17 protein-coding genes, 1 other RNA gene and 1 pseudogene are annotated in these 19,900 nt (G+C 74.6%); 8 read left to right on the top strand and 11 right to left on the bottom strand.

Annotated features, from left to right (window positions below; genetic code table 11):
• Window positions 1-135: 135 nt before the first annotated feature.
• From rnpB to ACZ7OY_RS03785, 4 genes and pseudogenes are all read right to left on the bottom strand, one after another.
• Window positions 136-550, bottom strand: an RNA gene (gene rnpB, locus ACZ7OY_RS03800) — RNase P RNA component class A.
• A 67-nt stretch (window positions 551-617) separates the two neighbouring features.
• Window positions 618-1,445 (bottom strand): annotated as a pseudogene (locus ACZ7OY_RS03795) (DMT family transporter); the annotation flags it as partial.
• 19 nt (window positions 1,446-1,464) lie between these two features.
• On the bottom strand, window positions 1,465-2,328 hold the full coding sequence (locus ACZ7OY_RS03790; protein ID WP_471909869.1) for a helix-turn-helix domain-containing protein: 864 nt from the start codon (window positions 2,326-2,328) through the stop codon (window positions 1,465-1,467).
• A 260-nt stretch (window positions 2,329-2,588) separates the two neighbouring features.
• Window positions 2,589-3,263 (bottom strand): TetR/AcrR family transcriptional regulator, encoded by a 675-nt coding sequence (locus ACZ7OY_RS03785; protein WP_471909868.1) that lies wholly within the window; start codon window positions 3,261-3,263, stop codon window positions 2,589-2,591.
• An 88-nt stretch (window positions 3,264-3,351) separates the two neighbouring features.
• On the opposite strand from ACZ7OY_RS03785, the gene ACZ7OY_RS03780 reads away from it, so the two are divergent.
• The gene (locus ACZ7OY_RS03780) at window positions 3,352-4,905 is read left to right on the top strand and encodes an FAD-dependent monooxygenase (RefSeq protein ID WP_471909867.1); all 1,554 of its coding nucleotides are present in this window, start codon (window positions 3,352-3,354) and stop codon (window positions 4,903-4,905) included.
• A gap of 27 nt (window positions 4,906-4,932) precedes the next feature.
• Here ACZ7OY_RS03780 and ACZ7OY_RS03775 read toward each other — a convergent pair whose 3' ends face one another.
• Window positions 4,933-6,414, bottom strand: coding sequence for an RNB domain-containing ribonuclease (locus ACZ7OY_RS03775; protein WP_471909866.1), 1,482 nt, complete (start codon window positions 6,412-6,414; stop codon window positions 4,933-4,935).
• Between the two features lie 401 nt (window positions 6,415-6,815).
• On the opposite strand from ACZ7OY_RS03775, the gene yaaA reads away from it, so the two are divergent.
• Complete coding sequence (gene yaaA, locus ACZ7OY_RS03770) at window positions 6,816-7,616, top strand: peroxide stress protein YaaA (protein ID WP_471909865.1); 801 nt, start codon at window positions 6,816-6,818, stop codon at window positions 7,614-7,616.
• A gap of 74 nt (window positions 7,617-7,690) precedes the next feature.
• On the top strand, window positions 7,691-8,380 hold the full coding sequence (gene eda, locus ACZ7OY_RS03765; RefSeq protein WP_471909864.1) for a bifunctional 4-hydroxy-2-oxoglutarate aldolase/2-dehydro-3-deoxy-phosphogluconate aldolase: 690 nt from the start codon (window positions 7,691-7,693) through the stop codon (window positions 8,378-8,380).
• Here eda and ACZ7OY_RS03760 read toward each other — a convergent pair.
• From ACZ7OY_RS03760 to ACZ7OY_RS03750, 3 genes are read right to left on the bottom strand one after another with little or no spacing between them, the layout of a single operon-like run.
• Window positions 8,355-9,938: a bifunctional RNase H/acid phosphatase gene (locus ACZ7OY_RS03760; RefSeq protein WP_471909863.1), complete on the bottom strand. Its 1,584-nt coding sequence runs from the start codon at window positions 9,936-9,938 to the stop codon at window positions 8,355-8,357. The two genes, eda and ACZ7OY_RS03760, sit on opposite strands and share 26 nt — an antisense overlap.
• A 12-nt stretch (window positions 9,939-9,950) precedes the next feature.
• On the bottom strand, window positions 9,951-10,694 hold the full coding sequence (locus ACZ7OY_RS03755) for a zinc ribbon domain-containing protein (RefSeq protein WP_471910371.1): 744 nt from the start codon (window positions 10,692-10,694) through the stop codon (window positions 9,951-9,953).
• Entirely contained in the window at window positions 10,691-11,554 is an 864-nt protein-coding gene (locus tag ACZ7OY_RS03750) for a Nif3-like dinuclear metal center hexameric protein (RefSeq protein WP_471909862.1), read from the bottom strand. The genes ACZ7OY_RS03755 and ACZ7OY_RS03750 overlap by 4 nt, the downstream gene beginning before the upstream one ends.
• Window positions 11,555-11,752: 198 nt before the next feature.
• Here ACZ7OY_RS03750 and ACZ7OY_RS03745 point away from each other — a divergent pair, with 198 nt between their 5' ends.
• On the top strand, window positions 11,753-12,931 hold the full coding sequence (locus ACZ7OY_RS03745; RefSeq protein ID WP_471909861.1) for a hypothetical protein: 1,179 nt from the start codon (window positions 11,753-11,755) through the stop codon (window positions 12,929-12,931).
• Between the two features lie 97 nt (window positions 12,932-13,028).
• Complete coding sequence (locus ACZ7OY_RS03740; protein WP_471909860.1) at window positions 13,029-13,184, top strand: hypothetical protein; 156 nt, start codon at window positions 13,029-13,031, stop codon at window positions 13,182-13,184.
• 83 nt (window positions 13,185-13,267) lie between these two features.
• On the opposite strand, the gene ACZ7OY_RS03735 is transcribed toward ACZ7OY_RS03740, so the two are convergent.
• The 3 genes from ACZ7OY_RS03735 to ACZ7OY_RS03725 all read right to left on the bottom strand — a co-directional run bounded on the left by ACZ7OY_RS03735 (window position 13,268) and on the right by ACZ7OY_RS03725 (window position 16,303).
• Window positions 13,268-14,212 (bottom strand): 3-oxoacyl-ACP reductase, encoded by a 945-nt coding sequence (locus ACZ7OY_RS03735; protein WP_471909859.1) that lies wholly within the window; start codon window positions 14,210-14,212, stop codon window positions 13,268-13,270.
• Window positions 14,213-14,237: 25 nt separating this feature from the next.
• The gene (locus ACZ7OY_RS03730) at window positions 14,238-15,314 is read right to left on the bottom strand and encodes a Zn-dependent alcohol dehydrogenase (protein WP_471909858.1); all 1,077 of its coding nucleotides are present in this window, start codon (window positions 15,312-15,314) and stop codon (window positions 14,238-14,240) included.
• A 128-nt stretch (window positions 15,315-15,442) separates the two neighbouring features.
• On the bottom strand, window positions 15,443-16,303 hold the full coding sequence (locus ACZ7OY_RS03725) for a MaoC/PaaZ C-terminal domain-containing protein (protein ID WP_471909857.1): 861 nt from the start codon (window positions 16,301-16,303) through the stop codon (window positions 15,443-15,445).
• Between the two features lie 465 nt (window positions 16,304-16,768).
• On the opposite strand from ACZ7OY_RS03725, the gene ACZ7OY_RS03720 reads away from it, so the two are divergent.
• From ACZ7OY_RS03720 to ACZ7OY_RS03710, 3 genes are read left to right on the top strand one after another with little or no spacing between them, the layout of a single operon-like run.
• Window positions 16,769-17,671: an ABC transporter ATP-binding protein gene (locus ACZ7OY_RS03720; protein ID WP_471909856.1), complete on the top strand. Its 903-nt coding sequence runs from the start codon at window positions 16,769-16,771 to the stop codon at window positions 17,669-17,671.
• Entirely contained in the window at window positions 17,671-18,387 is a 717-nt protein-coding gene (locus ACZ7OY_RS03715; RefSeq protein ID WP_471909855.1) for an ABC transporter permease, read from the top strand. Before ACZ7OY_RS03720 ends, ACZ7OY_RS03715 begins: the two co-directional genes overlap by 1 nt.
• Window positions 18,388-18,402: 15 nt before the next feature.
• The gene (locus ACZ7OY_RS03710) at window positions 18,403-19,866 is read left to right on the top strand and encodes a sensor histidine kinase (RefSeq protein ID WP_471909854.1); all 1,464 of its coding nucleotides are present in this window, start codon (window positions 18,403-18,405) and stop codon (window positions 19,864-19,866) included.
• The last annotated feature ends 34 nt before the right edge of the window (window positions 19,867-19,900 follow it).

Genomic DNA, 19,900 nt, shown 5'->3' with positions numbered 1-19,900 from the left:
GTGAGGTGAGGTGAGGACCTGACCTGACGCCTCTCCGGGCGGTGACTCCACCGTCGTACCGGAGAGGCTCGTCGGGCACGGCCGACCGGCCGTCGGCGCGGCCGACAGGTTCCGGCCTGTGGAAATACGAAGCGGCAGACGAGTCGGGCTGTACGCCGGGTTCTGTCACCCGGTCGCCTCGCGGCGGCCGGGGAGACGGCCATCCATCTAGGGCCGGCGTTGCCGCCGGCCTCGTGCGGTCTACCCGCGGACTCGGGCGGGCAGCCCTCGGTCGTCCGCGCAGAAGCGCCTTTCATATCCCGAAAGGCGTTTCCTTTTGACCTTGCTCCGGGTGGGGTTTACCTAGCTGCCCAGGTCGCCCTGGGCACTGGTGGTCTCTTACACCACCGTTTCACCCTTACCGGGGACCGAGGTCCCCGGCGGTCTGTTTTCTGTGGCACTGTCCCGCGGGTCACCCCGGGTGGCCGTTAGCCATCACCCTGCCCTGTGGAGCCCGGACGTTCCTCGGGAAGCCCCTAAGGGGACTCCACGCGGCCGTCCGCCCGGCTCGTCTGCCGTGTGGACCATGCTACCGGGCGCCGGTCCCTCTTCGGTCCCGCCGCCGTCGCCAGCACCGAGCCCGCCAGGATCAGCAGGAAGGCGGCCAGGACTCCCGCCGTGAGGCGCTCGTCCAGGAAGGCCGCGCCCGCCGCCACCGCGACCGCCGGGTTGACGTAGGTGATGACCGTCGACCGGGTCGGGCCGACCTCCTTGATGAGCTCCAGGAAGGCTACGAAGGCCACCGCCGTGCAGATCACGCCCAGGCCCGCCAGGGCGGCCAGGACCTCGGCCGAGGGCATCGCGGCGGGCCGGCCGGCCACGGCGGCGGGGGCGTAGACCAGGGCGGTCAGGATCAGGCAAGGGGTGATGAGCTGGAGGGTGGGGATGTCCTTCAGGCGGCGGGCGGCTATCAGGGGGGCGGTGGCGTAGCCGATCACGGTGAGCAGCACCTCGACGAGGGAGCGGGCGTCGCCGCCCGTCAGGTGCGGGACGGTCAGGACGCCGACGCCGGCCAGACCCAGGGCGAGGCCCGCGATCCGGCGTGCGCCCAGGACCTCCGCGTCGCCGAAGAAGCGGGCCGCGAGGACCCCGACGATCGGGACGCCCGCGATCAGCAGTCCGGCAGTGGAGCTCGACAGATGCCGCTCGGCGTCCGTCAGCGTGAACCAGGGGCCCATGATCTCGATGCACGCGAAGGCCAGCATGGGTGCCCAGTGCGCCCGGACGGTGCGGACCAGACCGCCCTGCCGGATCGCGAAGGGCAGCAGGAGCAGCGCGCCCAGCGCACAGCGCGCGAACACCACCGTGGCCGGGGAGAGGTCCTCCACCGCCACCTTGATCAACAGATAGGGGATGCCCCAGACCACTCCCATCAGGGAGAACAGAAACCAGCCGCGTGCAGTCATACGGAGAGTGTCGGCCCGGTCAGCACCGACTGTCTTGAACGCTGTTGCGGTACGCCGCCGGGGTCACCCCCAGCACCCGGCGGAACCACCGGGTGAGGTGCGCCTGGTCGGCGAAGCCGACGAGCGGGGCGACCTCGGCCGGGCGCAGCCCGGATTCCAGCAGGCCGCGGGCGCGGGCCACCCGGTACTGGGCCAGCCAGGCGTACGGCGGCACTCCCGTCGCCGTACGGAAGGCCCGTAGCAGCTGGTACCGGGACAGGCCCAGGCCGGCGGCGAGGTCGGCCAGGGAGGGCGGAGCGAGGAGTTCGTCGGCGAGGCGGTCGCGCACGAGGTACGCGATCCGGTCGGCGCCGGGGACGGTGCCGTCGGCCGCGCGGGCCGTGGAGTGGCGCCGGGCCAGGGCGGTGAGCAGCCAGGGCAGCCGGGACTCGGTCTCCAGCGGGTCGGGGCAGCGGCTGAGCTCGGTGTGGGCCAGGCGCAGGGCCGCGGCCAGTTCGGGGTCGTCGAGGACGGGGTCACGGAAGTGCGGCAGGCCGGTGCCGAGGACGCCGTCGGCGAGCAGGGACGGCAGCGCGTACAGGGCCCGGTAGGCGTAGCCCTCGGTGCTGTTGGCGGGGCCGCCGGTGTGCATCTCGCCCGGGGCCAGGACGACGATGGCGCCCGGCCCGTTGTGGATGTGGCCGCCGCGGTAGTCGATGATCTCCGAACCCCCGACGCAGACGCCGACGGTGAACTCCTCGTGCGCGTGCGGGGCGTAGACGTGCTTGTCGAAGGAGGCGGTCAGCAGGTCCAGGGCCGGCCCGCCGCGGCCCAGCCGTGTCCGTGTCCACAGCGCTTCCTCGGCCACCCGGCACCCCCTTCTTCCGTCCTGCGGCACCCTCATGACTGTCCACGGCCGCCCGTGGCTGCCCGCGCCTGCGCAACGCCGCTCCCCCGGGCCCCCAGGCCCCCAGGCCCCCAGGCCCCCTACGGATGATGCAACGTCCGCGCGTGGCGGATCCATGCCGCTGCGGGGGCACGGTTTCGCAGCCGTCGCCGGGGGCGGCCCGGGTGCCGTGGCCGGGAGTGCGGCCCGGCCGCCGTGGGCCGGGAGTGCGGCCCCGGGCGCGCCGGGCGCGGCACGTCGGTGGGGCGCGCCCGGTGTCAGCCGGCCCGCAGGCCCGCGACCGCCCGCTCCAGCGCGTCGAAGGCGGCGTGCACCCGTGCCCGGTGGTCGTCGGCGAGGTCGGCCGCGCGCTCGCCCGCGAGCAGGCGGGTCGCGGAGGTGAGGTAGACCGTCCGGTAGGCGGCGACGGTCAGGGCCGCGACGAGGCTGGGGTCGGCGAGGTCCGGGGCGGTCTGCGCCAGCACCGCCGCCAGCGCCTCCTCCACCTCCTCGACGCCCTCCCGGGCCCGGGAGCGCAGCGCGGGCGAGTCCACGACGATCCGCCAGAAGGCGGGGAAGTCGTCGTCCACGGCGGACAGCGGGTGGTGCCGGTCGAGGAGTGCCAGCGCCAGACGGCGCAGCGCGGCAAGGGGGCTCTCGCCGGGGCCGCGTCGCCGTACGGCCTCGGTGAACAGCTCGACGGCCTCGGGGATGCGGTCGAGGAAGAGGTCCTCCTTGCGCGGGAAGTGGTTGAAGACGGTCATCGCGGAGACGTCGGCGGCGCGGGCGATCTCGGCGACGGTCACCTGGTCGAAGCCGCGCTCCACGAAGAGCGCGGTGGCCAGGTCCGAGATCCGCTGCCGGGTGGCCCGCTTCTTGCGCTCGCGCAGGGAGGACGGCGCGGTCTCGTTCCGCGCGCTCTCTTCTTTCCGGTCTGCCGGATCGTTCGTCACCAGAAGAGTGTAGCGAATACAAAGTTTTAGTGACTACAGTGAAGGCGTGAGCGAGACACGGACACACTTACGCGGCCGGGAGGCGGACATGAGCGATTACGACGTGGTGGTGGCCGGGGCGGGCCCCGCCGGGCTGATGCTGGGCTGTGAGCTGGCGCTCGGCGGAGCACGGGTGCTGATCGTCGAACGGCTCACCGAGGTCGACGAGACGATCAAGGCGGGCGCGATCAACGTCCCCACCTCCGTGGCGCTGGACCGACGGGGTCTGCTGCCCGCGCTGACCGAGGTGCAGGAGCGGGCGATGAGCGGCTTCCGGGAGTTCATGCGGCAGCGCGGCGGCGGCGAGAACGCCTCGCCGCCGCCCCGGTTCGCCGGGCACTTCGCCGGGATCATGCTGCGCGGCGACCTGCTCGACGACTCCGACCCGGCCTTCGCGGACCTCGGGCCCGCCGGTGACGTCGGCCTCGTTCCGCAGGCGGCCCTGGAACGACTGCTCGCCGGGCACGCGGAGGGCCTCGGGGTCGAAGTGCGCCGGGGCGTCGAGCTGACCGGCTTCGACGCAGACGACGAAGGGGTGACGGTGCGACTGGCGCCCGCCGACGGGACGGCGCCCGGGACGGTCCGCGCGGGCTGGCTGGTCGGCTGCGACGGCGGCCGCAGCACCGTGCGCAAGCTCGCCGGGTTCGACTTCCCCGGCACCGCCCCGGAGATCACCGGCTATCAGGCCATGGTCACGCTGACCGGCGCCGAGGGGCTCGGGAGCGGCTGGCACACCACGGCCACCGGCACCTACGCCCACGGTCCGATGCCCGGCCGCGTCCTCGCCGTCCGCTTCGACGGGCCGCCCGTGGACCGCGACGCGCCCGTCACCGCCGAGGAACTCCAGGACAGCCTGCGCCATGTGTCCGGCGTCGACGTCACGGTCACCGAGGTGCGCACGGCGACCCGCTTCACCGACAACTGCCGTCAGGCGAGCAGCTACCGCGCGGGCCGGGTGCTGCTCGCGGGCGACGCGGCGCATGTGCACTCGCCGTTCGGCGGGCAGGGGCTGAACCTCGGCATCGGGGACGCCATGAACCTCGGCTGGAAGCTCGCCGCGGTGGTGCGCGGGTGGGCCCCGGCGGACCTGCTGGACTCCTACACCGCCGAACGGCACGCGATCGGCGCCTGGGTGCTCGACTGGACACGGGCCCAGATCGCGCTGATGCGTCCCGAGTCGCACGCGCGCGCCCTGCACGCGGTGGTCACCGACCTCGCGGGGACGGTCGACGGCACCACCCACCTGGTCAAGAAGATCTCCGGCGTCCGGCAGCGCTACGACCTGCCCGGCGGTCATCCGCTGGTCGGCCGGAGCGCCCCCGACCTGGAACTCGCCGAGGGCGGCCGGCTCGCGGACCGGCTGCACGGCGGGCGCGGTCTGCTCCTCGACCTCGCCGACGACCCCAAGCTGCGGGCGCGCGCCGACGGCCACGGCGACCGGGTCGACGTCGTCACCGCCGGCTGCGCCGCCCGGCCGGACCTCGCGGGGCTGCTGGTGCGTCCGGACGGATACGTCGCCTGGGCGGCGGACGGCGGCACGGCCGACGGGGACGGCCTCGCCGACGCGCTCACCAGGTGGTTCGGCGAGCCCGCCGCCTCCTGACCGGGGCGCACCGCGGCACGGGGGCCGTCAGGCCGGGGCGAAGCGTACGTGCGGGGCGAGCGGGTCGGCGTGGGTGAGACGGACCCGCAGCCGCTCCCCCAGCGGCAGGGGCTCGCCCCGCTCGTCCTCGATCCGCCCGACCACCGCCGGGTCCGCCAGCCGGACGGTTCCCACGGCCGGCCGGTGCTCCTCGACGTCCACCACGCAGCCGTCGAAGAGGTCCCCGACCCGGTCGGCGAGCACCGCGGCCTCGACGATGTCGACACAGGCGCGCTCCACCGCGGCCGCGCGCCGGCTGCCGTCCCGCATCCGCGCGGGCAGCGCGTCCAGGGCGGCGAGCACCCAGTCGGGCGGGGCCTGGCCCGCGCCGGCCGCGAGGCAGAGCTCGGAGGCGTACCGGTCGGCGAGCCGGCGCAGCGGGGCCGTGCAGTGGGCGTAGGGCGCGGCGACCGCCGCATGGGTGGCGACGGCGGGGAGGTCGCCGTCCCGGAACACCGTGTAGCCCGCGCCGCGCAGCAGGGTCGTGCACTCCTGGAGGAAGGCCGCGTGCCGCGGCAGGTGCGGGTCGAGGGTGCGGATGAGCGCCGCGTACGAGACATGGTGCGGCCACTCGATGTGCAGGGCGTGCGCGGTACGGCGCAGCCGGCCGACCTCCCCCACTCTCGAATGCGCTCGATCGGGGGGACCCCCATCGTCCGGCGCGGCGGGCAGGGTGCGCAGCACGCCGGTGCCGTACAGCAGCATCAGGTCGGCCGCCGTCATGCCGGTGAGCAGGGAGATCTGGGCGTTCCAGGTTTCGACGGAGAGCGGGGCGCGGTAGGTCGGCCGGTAGGTGTGGTCGTACCGGACGATCTCCTGCTCGGGCACGTCGAGCGAGATCCCGCCGCGTTCGGCCTCCAGCCGTAGGCGCAGTCGTCCGACGGTGCTCAGCAGCGCGAGGGGCTCCTCGGCGGTGCCCGCGTCGATCTGCCGCTGCACGCCCGCGTAGTCGAGTGCGGCCCGGCTGCGCACGCGGGCCCGGCGCACGTCGGCGACGAGCTTGCGACCGTCCGCGTCGAGGTCGATCGTCCACAGCACGGCCGGGCGCACCCGGCCCGGGAGCAGGCTCGCGGCGCCCTCGCCGAGCGACGGCGGGTGCAACGGGATGTGCCCGTCCGGGAAGTACAGCGTCGTCACCCGCCGCTGGGCCTCCGCGTCCAGCGCTCCGCCCGGTACGACGAAGCCGGCGACGTCGGCGATGGCGTAGCGGACGCGGTAGCCGGTGGCCGTCCGGGACAGGTGCAGTGCCTGGTCGAGGTCGGCGGAGCCGGGTGGGTCGATGGTGCAGAAGGGGATGTCGGTGGCGTCGATGCCGGACGGCTCGGGTGTCGCCGCCGCCGCCCGGTCCGCCTCGGCCAGGACCGCGGGTGGGAAGCCCTCGGGCGTGCCGAGCCGGGCCCGCAGCGCGGTGAAGGCGGCCCGCAGCGGGGCTTCGGGGGCACCGGGCACGCGGATGGGGCGGCGGGGCATACAGCGAGCGTAGGGCGGGGGCAGGGGGGCGGCATCCGGACATCCGCCGGCCCTCTGCCCGGGCATCCACCCGGGCATCCGCCGGGCCGTCCGCCTGGCCTTCCCGACCGCACCGCCCCTGCCCCCGACCCTGCCTCCCGCCTCCTGGCCCTGCCCCACGGCCCCTCCTCCCGCCTCCTGGCCCTGCCCCACGACCCTGCCCCACGGCCCCGCCTCCCGCCTCCCGGCCGCTGCCCCCTGGCCCTGGCCCCGCCTCCCGCCACCCGCCTCCCGGCCGCTGCCCCCTGGCCCTGCCCCCGCCTCCCGGCGCCTGCCTGCCTCCGCGGACCGCGGTCGCACGCCGTCCCGGCCGCTCGCCCGAACGCCGTACGCTGGCGCGGAGCTCTATCGAAGGAGTACGTGTGCTTGTCCTGCTGCCTCCGTCCGAAGGCAAGGCCGCTTCCGGCCGCGGCGCCCCGCTGAAGCCGGAGTCGCTGTCGCTGCCGGGGCTCACCGCCGCCCGCGAGGCCGTGCTCGACGAGCTGGCCGAGCTGTGCGCGGGCGACGAGGACAAGGCACGCGAGGTGCTCGGGCTGAGCGAGGGCCTGCGCGGCGAGGTCGCGAAGAACGCGCGGCTGCGGACGGCGGGCGCGCGACCGGCCGGGGAGGTCTACATGGGTGTCCTCTACGACGCCCTCGGCCTGTCCTCGCTCGACGCGGCGGCGAAGCGGCGGGCCGCGCGTTGCCTGCTGGTCTTCTCCGGGCTTTGGGGCGCGGTCCGGGTGACGGACCGGATCCCCTCCTACCGCTGCTCCATGGGCGTGAAGCTGCCCGGACTCGGGGCGCTGAGCACGTACTGGCGTACGCCGATGGCGTCGGTGCTGCCCGAGGCGGCCGCGGACGGGCTGGTGCTGGACCTGCGGTCGTCGGCGTACACGGCGGCGTGGAAGCCGCAGGGCGAGGTCGCCGGGCGGACCGCCACCGTGCGCGTGCTGCACTCCCAGGTGGTGGACGGGGTGGAGAAGCGGTCGGTGGTCAGCCACTTCAACAAGGCGACCAAGGGGCGGATCGTACGCGGCCTGCTGACCGAGGGGATCGCGCCGAAGGACCCGGCCACGCTGGTGGAGGCGCTGCGCGACCTCGGGTACGTGGTGGAGGCGCAGCCGCCCGCGAGGGCGGGGCGGCCGTGGGCGCTGGACGTGGTGGTGACGGAGATCCACTGAGCCACACCGGGCGTCGCATTGCAGCATGCGCAACGCCCTTTGCGCAGAGTGCGCGCCATGGGCAGGATGAGGCCATGACCTCGCCACCGCCCTCCCCTTCGGCTGCCCCGGCATCGGCACCGGCACCGGCACCCGCATCGGTGCTGGATCTCGCACCCGTTCTGCCGGTGGTGGTGCTCCAGGACGCCGCCGACGCCGTACCGCTGGCGCGGGCCCTGGTCGCGGGCGGGCTGCCGGCGATCGAGGTGACCCTGCGGACCCCGGCCGCCCTGGACGCGATCCACGCGATCGCCGGGGCGGTGCCGGACGCGGTGGTCGGCGCGGGCACGGTGATCACGCCGGAGCAGGTGCAGGCGTGCACCGCGGCCGGGGCGGGCTTCCTGGTCAGCCCCGGCTGGACGGACGTACTGCTGGCGGCGATGCGGACGTCCGGCGTGCCCTTCCTGCCGGGGGTGTCGACCGCGTCGGAGGTCGTGGCGCTGCTGGAGCGCGGGGTGCGGGAGATGAAGTTCTTCCCGGCGCAGGCCGCGGGCGGCACGGCCTATCTGAGGTCGCTGGCCGGTCCGCTGCCGCAGGCCCGGTTCTGCCCGACCGGCGGGATCGGGCCCGAGTCGGCCCCGGAGTACCTGGCGCTGCCCAACGTCGGCTGCGTGGGCGGCAGCTGGATGGTCCCGGCGGAGGCGCTGGCGGCCCGCGACTGGGACCGGGTCGAGCGGCTGGCCCGCGCTGCGGCGGCCCTCAGCGCAGGTGGGACGTGTCGTTGAAGAGCCGCACGCTGGCGTTGCCGTCCGCGTAGTACGCCACCGCCGACAGGGAGGCGGCCGACAGCTCCATCCGGAACAGGGACTCGGGCGGGGCGCCCAGGGCGAGCCGCAGCAGCGTCTTGATCGGGGTCACATGGCTGACCAGCAGCACCGTACGGCCCGCGTGGGCGGCGACCAGCCGGTCGCGGGTGGCGGCGATCCGGACGGCGGTGGCCGCGAAGCTCTCGCCGCCGCCGCTGGGCGCGGCCTCGGGGTCGGCGAGCCAGGCGTCCAGGTCCTGCCGGTGGCGCTCGCGGACCTCGCCGAAGGTGAGCCCCTCCCAGGCGCCGAAGTCGGTCTCCCGCAGCCCGTCGTCGATCGTCACGTCGAGACCCAGGCGGGCGGCGACGACCGCGGCGGTCTCCCGGGTGCGGGCGAGCGGGGAGGCGACGATCGCCTGGATCGTGCCGCGGCGCAGCAGCGCGGCCGCGACCCGCTCGGCCTGCTCGCGCCCGGCAGCGGAGAGCGAGGGGTCGGTGCCGCCGCTCCCGGAGAACCGCTTCTGCGGGGTCAGCGGCGTCTCCCCGTGCCGCAGCAGCACGAAGGTCGCCGGTGCGCCCATGTCGGCGGGGGCCCACCCGGGCGCGGGCACGTCACGGACGGCACGGGCGGCACGGACATCGGCGGCGGCTCTGACGGCACGGTCCTGCACACCGGGACCGACGGCAGACGCGCCGGGCGTACCGGCGGGAGGGACGGCAACGGGCGTGGCGGCAGGCACGGCGGACGTGGCGGCAGACGCAGCCTCAGCCTCAGCCTCAGCCGCACCGGCAGCGGCGCCGGGCGCGTCGGCAGCCGAGGCAGGCGCCCCGGTCGCGGCGGCAGGCGCTCCGGGACCGGCCGGGGACGCGCCCGTCGCGTCGGCAGCCGACCCACCGGCAACCGGGCCGACGCCGCTACCGGTACCGGTGTCTGTGCCGGCGTCGGCCACGCGGGCGCCCGTGTCGGCGGTGGGGCGGCGGGCCGCCAGTGCCGCCCGTGCCCTCGCGGCGCCCGCGGCGGCGTCGCCGGGCGGGCCCGTGGGCTCGGGGGCCGCGGACGCGGCGGCCGCCGACCTCGACGCACGGGTGTCCAGGTCGGCGGTGGACGCCGACGCGGACCACTGCTCGCCCCGCTTGCCCGCGTCCATCGCCTCGTTCGCCAGCCGGTCGGCGTGCTTGTTGCGCTCGCGGGGGATCCACTCGTAGGTGACCTGTGCCGGCGGGAGGATCCGCGCGGCCTCGGCCGCGAGCGGCTTCATGTCGGGGTGCTTGATCTTCCAGCGGCCCGACATCTGCTCGACGACGAGCTTGGAGTCCATCCGGACGTGGACCTCGGCGGACGGGTCGAGTTCATGGGCGGCGCGCAGCCCGGCCACCAGACCCCGGTACTCGGCCACGTTGTTCGTGGCGACGCCGATGTACTCCGCCCGCTCGGCGAGGGTCTCCCCGCTCGCCGCGTCGATCACCACGGAACCGTAGCCCGCGGGCCCCGGGTTGCCCCGGGAACCGCCGTCGGCCTCGACGATGAACTCCCGCACGCCCAAGGCCCCTTACAGGCCGGAGTCGGACGTACGCACCAGGATGCGGCCGCAGTTCTCGCAGCGGACGACCTGGTCCGAGGCGGCCGCGCGGACCGCGTTGAAGTCGGTGATCGACAGCTCCTGGCGGCAGCCCTGGCAGGTGCGCTGGTACAGCTTGGCCGCGCCGATGCCGCCCTGCTGCTGGCGCAGCTTGTCGTAGAGCTTGAGCAGGTCGGCGGGGACGGAGGCGGCGACGACCTCACGCTCCTTGGTCACCGTGGCGGCCTCGCCGTCGATCTCCTCGAAGGCGGCGTCGCGGCGGCTCGTGGCGTCGTCGATCTTCGACTGGACGGAGCCGACCCGCTCGGTCAGTTCGGCCACCCGCTCCTGCGCGGACTCGCGGCGCTCCATGACCTCCAGGACGACGTCCTCCAGGTCGCCCTGGCGCTTGGCGAGGGAGACGATCTCCTTCTGGAGGTTCTCCAGGTCCTTGGGGGAGGTGACGGCGCCCGAGTCGAGGCGCTGCTGGTCGCGGGCGGCGCGCTGGCGGACCTGGTCCACGTCCTGCTCGGCCTTGGTCTGCTCGCGGGCGCAGTCGCTCTCCTCGGTCTGCGCGGCCACCAGCAGGTCGCGCAGCTGCGTGAGGTCCTTGGTCAGCGACTCGATCTCGGCGTGCTCGGGCAGCGACCGCCGCTTGTGCGCGAGCTGCTGGAGACGGACGTCGAGGGCCTGGACGTCGAGGAGTCGGATCTGGTCGGCGGGCGCGGCGTTCAGTTGGGGGCTCCAGGGGTGTTCGTCGTGGTGGACGCCGCGTGGGCGGTCCAGGGGTCGGTGACCGTCTTCGAGACGTGGACGCGCAGGTCCCATCCGTGCCGGTCGGAGATCTCGTCGAGCTGGGCGGCCGCCAGCTCGCACCAGGGCCACTCGGTGGCCCAGTGCGCCGCGTCGAGCAGCGCGAGAGGACTGTGGGCGGTGCCCGCCAGGAACTCGGACGCCGGGTGGTGGCGCAGGTCGGCGGTGAGGAACGCGTCGACGCCTGCCGCCCGCACATGGTCGAAGAGGCTGTCGCCGGAACCGCCGCTGACCGCGACCGTGCGCACGACCTGCTCGGGGTCGCCCGCGACGCGGATGCCCTGCGCGGTGGCGGGCAGCCGCTCGGCGGCGCGGGCGGCGAACTCGCGCAGCGGCAGCGGGTGGTCCAGTGCGCAGACCCGGCCCAGGCCGCGGCGGCCCTCGGGATCGGCGGGATCCGGCACGAGCGGACGCACCACCCGCAGGTCGAGCGCTCCGGCGAGCGCGTCGCTGACGCCCGGGTCGGCCGTGTCGGCGTTGGTGTGGGCGACGTGCAGGGCGATGTCGTTCCTGATGAGGGTGTGCACCACGCGGCCCTTGAAGGTGGAGGCCGCGACCGTCGTCGTACCGCGCAGGTACAGCGGGTGGTGGGTGACCAGCAGGTCGGCGCCCAGCTTCACCGCCTCGTCGACGATCTCCTGGACCGGGTCGACGGCGAACAGGACCCGGGCGACCTCCTGGTCGGGATCTCCCACGACGGTGCCGACCGCGTCCCAGGACTCGGCCCGCTCGGCGGGCCACAGATTCTCCAGCGCGGCGATGACTTCAGACAGACGGGGCACGGGTGCAAGGCTACCTGGCCGTTCTGCCCGGCCGTACCGGCTCGGGGCGAGGCGGCCGGGACCGCCGCCGGTCAGCACACCGGTCCCGCCCCCCTCAGCTGAATCGCTTCTGCACCACACGTATGTGTGAAGCGACCGCCCGGCGGCCCTTTCTCCGCGTGTACGAAAACTAGCTTCGTCGCCGGAGGTGACCGAACGATGACGGCCTGTGCGATCGAACCCGCGGCGACCGACGAGGACGACGGCGCGCCACGGCCGGGCTGCACGATCACGGCGGACGGCGCCTACGCCGCCCGTCTCGCGCGCGCCGGCGGCTCCTGGCTGCCGGAGCGCTGGACGCTCGACGGCCCCGAGCCCTACGCCGTGCCGCTGCCCGGCAACCAGCCCGAGGAGCCGGGCACCGAGGTCCAGCCCATGGAGGACGGGCGGGTCCTCATCCGCCGGGTGGTGGACGGCCGGCACGTCTTCTCCCTGCTCTACCCCACCGGCCCGGACACCGGAGAGCTGCCGCTGGGCTCGGTCGAGTGCCCGGACGACGGCACCCGGCTGCGGCTGCTGCCCCCGGCCCCGGGCGGCCGGCGGGCGTACGCGCTGGCCGTGGGCCTGCGCTCCACGGCGGTGTGGCTGGTGGCGGGCGGCGCCTTCGGGCCCGAGCACCTCGCCGAGGTCCCCGGACGCTGCTCGGGCGGGGCGTGGCTGGACCGCACGGGGCGGATGCTGGCGCTCGACCGGGAGCTGGACGGCCGGACCAAGGCGGTCGTGGTGGATCTGGAGCGCGGTGGCGAGGTGTCTCCGCTGCTCCAGATCGCGGCCGAAAGCGACGACCGGGTGCTGCTCGCCGACGCCGACAGCGGGCTGCTGCTGATCCGCTCCGACGCGCCCTCGCCCGGTGAGCACCGGCTGGGCTGGGGGGTGCTGGGCAGCTCGCTGCCGGTGCGCTTCCCGGAGTGCCTGCGGGTGGCGGCGTGCGCGGTGACGCCGTTCGCGATCCAGCCGGAGCAGGTGCTGACGCCGGAGAGCTGTGCGGTGGCGCTGCGCATCGACGGGCCGCTCGGCAGCTGGGTCGGGGTGTGGCGGCCGGCCGAGCGGCAGATGCATCACCTTCCGGCGCCCGAGGGATGGCTGACGGGCACCGGGCTGTGGACGCCGAACGGGGTGCTGCGACTGCCGTACGCCACGCAGTCGGTGCCGTGCGCGGTGGCGGAGGTACAGATCCCGGCGGCGCCGCGGGCGCTGTGGCCGGGGCCGGCCGGGCAGGGGGCGCCCACGGAGGCCCCGGAGCCCCGGCAGCTTCCGGAAGAGGAACCTCCGCAGCCGGTCGCACCCCGTCCCGTGCCCTTGCAGCAGGCGCCGCAGGCGCGTCATGTAACGAACTAGTGCCGGTTGGCGTGGCCGCCTGGATCCAGGCCGAGGGGCGTTGGTTAAACTCACCCGGCTGTTAAGAAGGATCATGTTGACGGGGTGAAGTTTTCCGATGAGCGACGCAACCACGACGCAGCCGCTGTCCTCCGACATCTGGGAGGACTCCGGCCACGGCAGGCACCGCGGTCAGACCGCGGCGCAGGACACGGAGACGGCTCCTCACGGCCGTCACCGCAGGCCGACCGAGGACGTCGAAGCGCCTGCCTGACAGTACGCCGCGAGGGGCCCGCGCACCAGAGGTGAGCGGGCCCCTTCCGTTTCCCCGGGAGCCTCGTCCCGTGTACGACGCGTCTAGCGGCGCCTGAGTCCCAGTACCTCCGCCGCCGCGAACGTCTCCGCCGGGGGCCGGTCCGCGTAGTGCGGGGTCAGCAGGGCGTCCAGCTCGTCGTAGCTGAAAGTGTCCTGCTTGCTGTCGAACTGCGCCTGGACGCGCGGCCGTTCGACGACCGCCACCATGCCGCCGTGGACGACGAGCAGCTGCCCGTTGATCCGCGCGGCGGCCGGTGAGGCGAGATAGCCGACGAGCGGGGCGACATGCTCCGGGGCGAGCGGGTCGAGTCCCTCGGCCGGCGGCTCGAAGCCCGCCCCGGAGAAGACGTCCTCGGTCATCCGGGTGCGGGCACGCGGGCAGATGACGTTCGCCGTCACCCCGTACTTGGCGAGGGCGAGGGCCGTGGAGGTGGTCAGGCCGACGATTCCGCCCTTCGCCGCCGCGTAGTTGGGCTGGCCGGCGGAGCCCGCCAGGAAGGCCTCCGAGGAGGTGTTCACGATCCGCCCGTAGACCGGCGCGCTCGCCGCCTTCGACCGCTCCCGCCAGTGCGCGGCCGCGAAGCGGGTCGTGTTGAAGTGCCCCTTGAGGTGGACCCGGAGCACGGAGTCCCACTCCTCCTCGGACATCGAGAACACCATCCGGTCCCGCAGGATCCCGGCGTTGTTGACCAGGATGTCCAGTTTCCCGAACGCGTCGACCGCCGCGGCCACCAGCCCGCGGGCCTGCTCGAAGTCGGCGACGTCCCCCGTGTGCGCGAGGGCGCGGCCCCCGGCCCGGCGGATCTCCGCCACGACGTCCTCGGCGGGCCCGGCGCCGGCCGCGCCCGAGCCGTCCCGGCCGGGCTGCCCGAAGTCGTTGACGACGACGGCCGCGCCCAGCCGGGCGAGCTCCAGCGCCTCGACCCGGCCGAGACCGCGGCCCGCGCCGGTGACGATCGCGGACCGCCCCTGAAGTGGCAGTGACATCGGGTCCCCTCCCCTGCTGCCGGTCTCAGATCTCGATGCAGGTGCGCAGGGCCGTCCCCGTACGCATCTGGTCCAGGGCCTCGTTGATCTCCGCCAGCGCGACCCGGTGGGTGATCAGGCCCGCCAGGTCGATACGGCCGGCCCGCCACAGGGCGATGGTCCGCTCGTAGGAGCGCAGGACGTCTCCCCCGCCGTACATCGAGGGCAGGATGCGCTTCTCGTCGAAGAACAGCTCGAACATGTTCAGCTGGAGCTGGTCGTCCATGGCTCCGGCGCCGACGACGACGAGCGTGCCGCCGCGCCGGGTGTTGTCGTACGCCGTGCGGGCGGTGGCGGACCTGCCGACGACCTCGAAGACGTAGTCGAAGCCCTCGCCGCCGGTGACCTGTTGCTTGGCGCCGGGCAGTTCCTCGGGCGAGACGGCCTGCGTGGCGCCGAACCGCAGAGCGGCCTCGCGGCGGGCGGCGACCGGGTCGACGGCGACGATCTCGGCGGCGCCCCTGAGCCGTGCCCCCTGGATCGCGGAGATGCCCACGCCTCCGCAGCCGATGACGGCGACCGACGAACCGGCCGTCACGTCCGCGGTGTTGAGGGCGGCGCCGAGACCGGTGGTGACCCCGCAGCCGATCAGGGCGGCGATGTCGAAGGGCACGTCGTCGGGTATCGGCACCGCGCATCCGGCGTCGACGACGACCTCCTCGGCGAAGGTGCCGGTGCCGGCGAAGCCGAAGACGTCCCCGCCGGGGCGCCGGAAGTTGGGGGTGCCCGCGTTCATGAACCCGGCCAGGCACAGCTCCGTCTGGCCGCGCCGGCAGGCCGGACACGCCCCGCAGGCGGGCAGCCAGCAGACCACGACCCGGTCACCGGCCTTCAGCCCGGTGACGCCCTCGCCGACCTCGACGATCTCGCCCGCGCCCTCGTGTCCGGGCACGAACGGCGCCGGCTGCGGCAGCACCCCGTTCATCGCGGACAGGTCCGAGTGGCACAGGCCCGTGGCCCGGACCCGGATCCGCACCCTGCCCGGGCCGAAGCCCACCGCCTCGACGTCGTCGAGGACCTCCAGCTTGTCCTGGCCGATCTCGTGCAGTACGGCTGCGCGCATGGTGCGGCTCCCCTCGGCGGTGGCTTCTACAGCGGCTCGTTCGTCGGTGGCCTCTTCGGCTGCGGCCGCCTCGGCAACGGATGCTTCGGCAACGGCCTGTTCGTCGGCGGCTTCGGCGGTGTACGGGCTCAGGAGTGGCGGACGACGGTGTCGGCGAGGACGGGGGCGTCGTCCCGGTCCACGGAGCTCACCGCGACCCGGACCTCCCCGTCCCCCGGTCCCCACATACGGATGCGCAGGCTCTCGCCCGGGTACACGACCCCGGCGAAGCGGGTGTCGTAGCCGCGGACCCGGGTCACGTCACCGCCCAGCAGCGTGTCGACGACCGCCTTCAGCGCGATCCCGTAGGTGCACAGCCCGTGCAGGATGGGCCGCTCGAAGCCGGCGACCTTGGCGAACTCGGGGTCGGCGTGCAGCGGGTTCCAGTCGCCCGAGAGGCGGTAGAGGAGCGCCTGGTCCTCACGGACGGCCCGTTCCACGACCCGGTCCGGCGGGCCGGCCGGGGGTTCGAGGCGGGCGGACGGACCGCGGTCGCCGCCCCAGCCGCCTTCCCCCCGTACGAAGATCTGCGCGTCGTTCGTCCACAGCGGGCCGTCGGCGTCGGCGACCTCGGTGCGCATGACCAGCACGGCGGCCTTGCCCTTGTCGTACACGGCGGCGATCCTGCCGGTGCTGGTCGCGGTGCCCTGGACGGGCAGCGGGCGGTGGACGGTCAGCGACTGCCCGCCGTGCAGCACCCGGGCGAGGTCGACCTCGATGCCGGGCATGGACAGTCCGCTGATCACACCGGGCCGACCGGCGCCCGCGACGGTGGCGAAGCTGGGCAGGACGTGCAGCCGGGACTCCAGCGTGTAGCGCAGCTCGTCGGGGTCGGTGGCGGGGATTCCGGCCCCGATCCCGAGGTGGTAGAGCTGGACGTCCCTGCTGTCCCAACTGATCTCACCGGTGCGGGGTGCGGCGGCGAGTGCCTTGGCTGCGTCGATGGGCATGGGGCTCCTGAGGGTGACGGCCGGCCCGGACGGCGGGCGGGACGGCGGACTCGTACGAACGGCGTGGACGGCTGACGCGGACGGCTGGTCGGGAGCGGCTGACGCGGACGGCTGGTCGGAAGCGGCTGACGCGGACGGCTGGTCGGGGGCGGGCGGTCCCGGCGGCGGGCAAGACCCCGGCACGACCGTCCGCACCGTCGGCCGCACCGAGGTCGTCACGAGGCCACGGAACCCGCCGGATCTAGAACGCGTTCCATAGGGCGCCCCCTTGTATAGCCCAGGCCTCGGCAGTTGTGAAGACTCCTGACGCAGCGTCAGCTCTCGTGTCGGACAACCCCGGCCCGGCCCGAGCCCGGCACCGACGCCCCCGGACCCGACCGGCCCGCGCCCCGTGACATTTGTCCTGTCCGAGTCCGTACAAGCGCCTCTGCCCGGCCGGCATCCCCGGTCCGTAGCGTCGACGGCATGACACAGACACAGTCGGCCGTGTCCTTCACGGGGGTGGTCAAGGCCTTCGGCGCGGTGCGCGCCGTCGACGGCCTCGACCTGGAGATCGCGCGCGGCGAGACCGTCGCGCTGCTGGGCCGCAACGGGGCCGGGAAATCCACGACGATCGCGCTGCTGCTCGGACTGTACGAACCCGACGCGGGCACGGTGGAACTGTTCGGCGGCCCCCCGGAGCGCTCCGTACGCGCCGGCCGGGTGGGCGCCATGCTCCAGGAAGCACGGGCCGTCCCCCGGGTGACGGTCCGCGAGCTGGTCTCGTTCGTGGCCGGCCGCTATCCGGCACCGATGCCGGTCGGCCGGGTCCTGGAGCTGGCCGGCGTCGCCGACCTCGCCGGACGGCGCGTGGACCGGCTCTCCGGCGGCCAGATCCAGCGCGTGCGGTTCGCGCTGGCGCTCGCCGGGAACCCCGCGCTGATCGTCCTGGACGAGCCGACCGACGCGCTGGACGTGGAGGCGCGGCACTCCTTCTGGGAGTCGATGCGCGGCCTCGCCGAGCGTGGCCACACCGTGCTGTTCTCCACCCACTACCTGGAGGAGGCCGACGCCCACGCCGACCGGATCGTGGTCGTCGACCGCGGACGGATCGTCGCCGACGGCACGGGCGAGGGGCTGCGGCGGGCCGCGGGCGGCACCCTGGTCTCCTTCGACCTGGCCGGCCTCGACCCCGACGGCCTGTCCCTGCTGCCCGGCGTGCGCACGGCCGAGGTGTGCGGGCAGCGGGCGCTGCTGCGCTGCGACGACTCCGACGCGACGGTGGTCGCGCTGGCGCACCTGGGCGCGATCCGGGGCCTGGAGGTCGTTCCGGCCTCGCTGGACGACGCGTTCCTCGCCCTTACCTCACGGGACACGGAGACGGTGTGATGCTGGACTACCTGTGGCTGGAGACGCGCCGGACGCTGCGCGACATCGGCTTCGTGATCGGCGGGATCGCGATGCCGGTGATGATGTACCTGCTGTTCACCAACCTCGGTGAGGCCGACGGCGGCTGGCGGACGGCGTCCATGGTCGGCATGGCCGCGTACGGCGCGGTCGGCTCCGCCCTCAACACCGGCGGCGGGGTCGCCGAGGACCGGGCGATCGGCTGGCTGCGGCAGCTCAGGGTCACCCCGATGACAGCGCGCGAGGTGGTCGTGGGCCGGGCGCTGACCGGCTCGGTCACCGTGCTCCCGGCGATCGTCGCGGTGCTCGCGGCGGGTGGCCTGGTCAACGGCGTACGACTGGCGGCCTGGCAGTGGGCGGCGCTCGCGGTGCTGCTGTGGCTGGGCTCGTTCCCGTTCACGCTGCTCGGCCTCGGCAACGGCTACCGGCTGACCGGACCGACGACGGGCGTGGTGAACATGGTGTGCAACCTGGGCCTCGCGGTGGTCGGCGGCCTGTGGTTCCCGGTCGAGCTCTTCCCCGGCTGGCTGCGCGCCCTGTCCGCCTGCACCCCGGCCAACCGCTTCGCCCGGCTCGGGCTGTCCGTCGCCGACGGCCACGCACCCGCGCCGGACGTGATCCTCGTCCTGGCGGCCTGGTTGCTGGTGTTCGGTTCGTACGCTGTCCTGTCGTACCGGCGGTCCGGACGGACCGCCTGATCGGGGGAACACATGATGTCCTGGCTCCACGAGGTCGCCCACCGGGCCGACGCGCCACGCAAGGCGGTCCGCCGCGCCTGGCGGCGGCAACGGCTCCACCGGCAGGACCACAAGCGCCTGATGGCGGAGTGCCGTGCCGCGCGCAAGGCGGGAAAGGCCCAGGAGCACCCGGGCCCGCCGCCGAGCGGCTTCAGCCTGCTGCCCTGGCTGCTGATGGGGATGGGCGCGTTCTCCAACCTCTTCCAGGGGGAGACGCCCAACCCCTGGATCGGCGGCCTGGGTCTGCTCACCTTCAACTCGCTCTACATCTACGTGGTGTTCCGCGCCTTCCACAAGGAGACGCGGGAGGCGCTGTCGACCCGGCTGGCGCTGGGCCTGATGGCCGTCGTGACCTGCGGGCTCGCCATCGGCTACGGCGGCAGCTGGCTGCTGTTCTTCCCGCTGCTGGGACTGGCGACGGGAGCGGTGCTGCGCCTGTCGCACCTGCGGTTCTTCGGCACGGCCGTGGCGCTGCTCGCGGGCGTGGTCTCCTGCACCCGCGACGGCTGGAACGGTCTCAACATCGCCTATGCCACCTGGATCTCGACGATGGTGACCGCCGCGATCCTGTCCCTCTCCGAGGCGGTACGGGAGCTGCGCGCCGCCCGGGAGGAACTGGCCCGGCGCGCGGTCGAGAAGGAGCGGCTGCGCTTCTCCCGCGACCTGCACGACCTGCTCGGTCACACCCTGTCGGTGATCGTGGTCAAGTCGGAGGCCGCGCGGCGGCTGGCGCCCGGGGACCCGGCGGCCTCGCTGGCCCAGATCGCGGACATCGAGTCGGTGGGCCGCCAGGCGCTGACGGAGATCCGCGAGGCGGTCACCGGCTACCGCGACGGCAGCCTGGCCACGGAACTGGACCGGGCCCGCTCCGCACTGGCCGCGGCGGGCGTCGAGCCCTCGGTGCGGCAGTCGGGACCGCCCCTGGTGTCCCAGGCCGAGGCCCTGCTCGGGTGGGTGGTGCGCGAGGCGGTGACGAACATCGTCCGGCACAGCGATGCCGCCCACTGCGACATCGTCATCTCCGGGGGCGAGGAGCAGGTGCGGCTCACCGTCACCGACGACGGAACCGGCCCGGCGGGCGCAGCCCGGAGCCCGGTCGGGAGCGTGGGCGGGAGCGCGGGCGGGACGTGCGACGGGCCGGCGGGGGACGGGCCGGCGGGGGACGGGACGCCGGACAGGGGCAGGGGCATAGGCAGGAGCAGGGACACCGGCACGGGGATGACGGACGGGACGACGGCCAGGGCAACGGCCGGGGCGACGGACGGTCCGGGGCCCGAGGCCGCCGGCGGCACCGGTCTGAAGGGCCTGACGGAACGTCTCGCGGCGGCGGGCGGTTCCCTGACGGCCGGGCCCGGCCCCCGGGGCGGCTTCGTCGTACGGGCGCAGCTCCCGGTGGCCGCGGTGGAGCCGGAACCGGACGGGGTGGCGGCGAGCGCGTGAACGGGCCCGGGACACAGGCGGACTGCGGCCGTCC

This window comes from Streptomyces sp. NPDC107559 (assembly GCF_055657365.1).
The sequence above is the reverse complement of the archived record's forward strand: the minus strand, read 5'-3'. Positions and strand labels throughout refer to the sequence as shown.